Origin of the sequence: Bulleidia sp. HCP3S3_C9, assembly GCF_052064035.1 — a bacterium.
GTDB lineage: Bacteria > Bacillota_I > Bacilli_A > Erysipelotrichales > Erysipelotrichaceae > Bulleidia.
The window spans coordinates 1-4,878 of record NZ_JBQHWJ010000083.1; the positions used below are offsets into that span (position 1 = coordinate 1).

The 4,878-nt window shown below is 38.7% G+C and carries 4 protein-coding genes; all 4 read left to right on the forward strand.

Annotated elements, in window-relative coordinates; genetic code table 11:
- The first annotated feature begins 117 nt into the window (after positions 1-117).
- A complete protein-coding gene (locus ACTND6_RS10450; RefSeq protein ID WP_178176154.1) occupies positions 118-603 on the forward strand; it encodes an NAD(P)H-dependent oxidoreductase subunit E in 486 nt (161 codons plus the stop codon).
- Positions 600-2,495, forward strand: coding sequence for an NADH-ubiquinone oxidoreductase-F iron-sulfur binding region domain-containing protein (locus ACTND6_RS10455; RefSeq protein WP_441024134.1), 1,896 nt, complete (start codon positions 600-602; stop codon positions 2,493-2,495). The genes ACTND6_RS10450 and ACTND6_RS10455 overlap by 4 nt, the downstream gene beginning before the upstream one ends.
- Before the next feature lie 14 nt (positions 2,496-2,509).
- Positions 2,510-4,237 carry a [FeFe] hydrogenase, group A gene (locus ACTND6_RS10460; protein WP_441024135.1) on the forward strand — a complete coding sequence of 576 codons (1,728 nt, stop codon included), beginning with the start codon at positions 2,510-2,512 and terminating at the stop codon, positions 4,235-4,237.
- A 141-nt stretch (positions 4,238-4,378) separates the two neighbouring features.
- Positions 4,379-4,765, forward strand: a complete 387-nt coding sequence (locus ACTND6_RS10465; protein ID WP_441024136.1) for a DUF2500 domain-containing protein — start codon at positions 4,379-4,381, stop codon at positions 4,763-4,765.
- Positions 4,766-4,878: the final 113 nt, after the last annotated feature.

Below are 4,878 nucleotides of genomic sequence, written 5' to 3' on the forward strand. Positions count from 1 at the left end.
TATAATTCAGCACATCGATGCAAGAAATATCCATAACCTATTGGCTTATATCAAAATAAGTACTAAAAAATGGCTTAAATAAGCTAAATAACATTTGACTTATTAGGGAGGGTGTTTATGAGGACAAATGAAGAAATGTTTGCTGAACTGGATGCTTTCATTGAATCTGTTGGAAACAGTCCGTCGGAAATGATTGCTATCTTGCACACAGCACAAGGAATTTTTGGGTACCTTCCAATGAAAGTACAAAAGCATATTGCAGATTGCATCGGTGTCAATGTATCACAGGTCTATGGCGTTGTTACGTTCTATTCCTTTTTTACGATGCAGCCAAAAGGTGAGAATGTTATCTCGATCTGTCTTGGTACGGCGTGCTTTGTAAAGGGATCTGGAAAACTGCTGGAAGCATGTGAAAACTATTTAGGCATTCATAATGGAGAAACAACTGAAGATGGAAGATTTACCATTACAACACTTAGATGTGTCGGTGCTTGTGCTTTAGCACCTGTCATGCAGATCAATGGAAAGACATATGGAAATATTACTGCGAAGGATGTTCCAGGCATCCTGGAAACCTATATGAAGAAGGAGAAAGAAATATGACAACTAGATTAAACAGTAGAGAAGATTTGCTTTCTTTATATGGTGATTTGAAACATCTTGCGGATGAAAAATTAGAAATATTACATTCCAAAAGAAAAATTATTTCTGTCTGTTCCTGTACGGGATGTGCTTCCCAGGATTCTTTGCTTATTGTTGAAGAATTAAACAAGCATATTCAAGAAAGACACATGGAAGATACGATTGAAGCAACGATTACGGGATGCTTTGGTTTCTGTGCTCGAGGACCAATTGTGAAGATCTATCCAGATGAAATCTTCTATGTACAGGTGAAAAAAGAAGATGCTGGCAGAATCATTGATGCAATCGTGCATGATACAGTCGTAGAAGATCTGTTATACAAACTTGATCATCATGATCATGCAAAGCATCAGAATGATATTCCATTCTATGGAAAGCAACACCGTATTGCATTGCACAAAGCAGGATTAATTAATCCAGAAAGTTTTGAAGACTGCATTGCAACAAAAGGCTATCAGGCATTAGCGAAAGCATTGTATGAAATGAGTCGCGATGATGTCATTGAAGAAGTGACACGTTCTGGCTTGCGCGGTAGAGGTGGTGCAGGCTTCCCGACAGGAAAGAAATGGAGTTTTGCCAAGGCAAGCTATGCAGATAAGAAATATATTATCTGTAATGCAGATGAAGGAGATCCAGGTGCATTCATGGATCGTTCTATTCTCGAAGGTGATCCGCATTCTGTATTAGAAGCAATGGCAATTGCGGGATATGCTATTGGTGCAGATGAAGGTGAAATCTATATCCGTGCAGAATATCCATTGGCAATCAAACGTTTGCGTATTGCAATCAAAGAAGCAGAAGAATATGGATGCTTAGGGGATCATATTCTTGGAACTGATTTTAGTTTCCGTATTTATATTCGCTATGGTGCAGGCGCATTTGTATGTGGTGAAGAAACTGCATTGATTCATTCAATTGAAGGGCATCGTGGGGAACCAACATTGAAGCCGCCATTCCCTGCAGTCAAAGGTTTAAATGGAAAACCAACAAACGTGAATAACGTTGAAACATGGGCTAATGTTCCAACAATCATTTTAGATGGAGCAGATAATTTTGCATCGATTGGAACTGAAAAATCAAAGGGAACAAAGGTATTTGCACTTGCTGGAAAAGTGAATAATGTTGGTCTTGTTGAAGTGCCTATGGGAACAACATTACGTGAAATTATTTATGATATCGGTGGCGGTATTAAAAATGGCAGAAAGTTCAAGGCAGTTCAGACAGGTGGTCCATCTGGAGGATGTCTGACAGAAAAAGATCTTGATACACCAATTGACTATGATAACCTTGTACAGCGTGGATCCATGATGGGATCTGGCGGTATGATTGTTTTAGATGAAGATGACTGTGCCGTTGATATTGCAAGATTCTATCTTGAATTTACAGTAGAAGAATCCTGTGGTAAATGTACACCTTGTCGTATTGGTAACAAGCGTATGCTTGAAATCTTGAATCGTATTGTTGAAGGTGAAGGAACACTGGAAGATCTTGACAGACTTGAAAGACTTGCAGAAACAATCAAAGATTCTGCTTTGTGTGCTCTTGGACAGACTGCACCAAACCCTGTCTTATCGACATTGCATAATTTCCGTGATGAATATGTTGCGCATGTTGTAGATAAGAAGTGTCCTGCAGGTTCCTGCAAGAAACTTGTTGCGTTTGAAATTGATAAATCATTATGTCTAGGATGTGGTATGTGTGCGAGAAACTGTCCAGTAGAAGCAATCAAAAAGAGTGATCAGCCTGGCAAGAATCCTAGACTCATGGCGTATGAAATTGATACAGAGAAATGTGTTCGCTGTGGTTCATGCTTAAGTGTATGTCCAGCAAAACCAAAGGCAATTCAGAAATAGGAAAGGAGAATGGTATGTTAAAGAATATTACAATGAATGGAATACACATGCAGGAAGATTCTTCTTTGACTATTCTAGATGTTGCGAGGAAGCATGGTATTGATATTCCAACGTTATGTTTTTTGAAAAAAGATGATTGTAATTTTGTCCATCGTCCTGCTTCTTGCAGAGTTTGTATTGTAGAAGTAAAGGGTAGAAGAAATCTTAGTCCTGCCTGTGCAACGTATATTGAAGAAGGCATGGAAATTTTAACGAATTCCTATAAAGTCAGACAAGAAAGAAAGAATATCGTTGAACTTCTGTTAAGCAATCATCCAAATGCCTGTTTGACTTGTCGCAAGTCTGGAGATTGTGAATTACAGGCACTTTCCGCAAAACTTGGTGTCAGCAATAATCTCGAATTTGCTGGTCCATTATCACAGGAAAATAAAGAATATCGTTTTGGCGCAATTTTAAGAAATCCTTCGAAATGTATTCTCTGTAACAGATGTACAGCTTTCTGTGAAGAAATTCAGGGCATTGGTGCAATTTCCGCAACACAAAGAGGCTTTGCAACAGTGATTTCTGAAGGACATAAGTGTGTAAACTGCGGTCAATGTATTCAGGTATGTCCAACAGGTGCTTTGATGCAGTATGAAGATGCACCTGATATTGAAAAGAAGCTGACAGATCCAGAGACGTTCTGTATTGTTCAGACTGCTCCTGCCGTTCGTGTATCCATTGGTGAAGGCTTTGGAATGGAGCCTGGAACTGACGTTACAGGAAAAATGATTACTGCGTTACGTTATATGGGATTTAATCGTGTATTTGATACAAACTTCTCTGCTGACCTTACAATTATGGAAGAAGCACATGAACTTGTGGATCGTCTACAGGCGGGTGGTAAATTACCTATGATTACTTCCTGCTGTCCAGGATGGATTAAATATCTAGAAACACATCATCCAGATATGCTGGATCTTCCATCTTCCTGTAAGTCCCCACAGGAAATGTTCTCATCCATTGCACGCAGCTGGTATGCTGAAAAATATGGCATTGATCCAAAGAAGATGGTCGTTGTATCTTTGATGCCATGTACCGCGAAGAAAAAAGAAATTACAAGAGAACAGAATCAGGTGGATGGTGTTCAACAGACAGACTACTCCATGACAGTGAAAGAATTTATTGCCATGGTAAAGCGTTATGGCTTGGATATTCGAAATCTTCCTGAAGGAACATTTGATTCTCCACTTGGTGAATCTACAGGTGCTGCTGATATCTTTGCACAGACTGGTGGTGTTATGGAAGCTGCAATCCGTACTGCGGGTGTATGGCTGGATGGCGATGCTCCATGGAATATCAACTGGGAGAGTGGATATGAAGATGGTATTAAGGAAGCTACGGTTAAAGTCGGAGGTAAAGAACTATCAATCTGTATTGCTTCTGGATTAAAGAATGCGTCTAAAGTCATTGAAAGAATTCGCAGTGGTGAAAAGCAATATCATTTCATTGAAATCATGGCTTGTCCTGGTGGATGTTTGAATGGTGGTGGACAGCCAGTTGCCAAAGATGGAAAGTATGCGGAAACAATGCTTGCAAGAAGAAAAGGTATACAGTCTATTGACCGTAACAAGAGTGCAAGAATTTCCTGTGACTCATCTGCAGTACAGAAGCTGTATGAAGAATTCCTGGTAGAACCAGGTTCTGAAATTGCACATAAGCTATTACATACATCCTATAGTGACGAATCAGATATAATTTAAGATAGTAATAAAGGCGTGATCATATCGGTACACGCCTTTTGTAATATGTTTGTAAATATTCATATTTTCCGATAAAATAAGCTTAGAAATAAACAAAGTGAAAATAATTTATAGTGTCAAAAAAGACACAAGGAGGATTCTATGTGGATGTTTCAATTCTTCGATATTATATTTCCTATTGTATTTGCACTGGTACTTGGAATGATCATTTTTACATTGGTACAGGGAATCATGACATGGCATAAAAATAATCAATCTCCACGCTTAACAGTAGAAGCAACTGTTGTTGCAAAACGCATGAATGTAGAACATCACCATCATCATAATGCAGGAGATGCAACAGGAGCACATGGTCATCACACTTTAACAAGTACGTATTATTATGTTACGTTTCAGGTAGAAAGTGGAGACCGCATGGAATTTCATGTATCTGGAAGTGAATATGGCATGCTTGTAGAAGGAGACAAAGGAAAGCTGATGTTTCAGGGAACAAGATATCTTTCCTTTGATAGAGAGGATCGTGTGTAAAAAAGAAGGCTATATTAGCAAAATGGTGAACATATTTTAATATTGTACGAATATATGGACAGTAACAACAATTAAGCAGCATTATAATGTCAGCACATTCAAGGAGATGACAT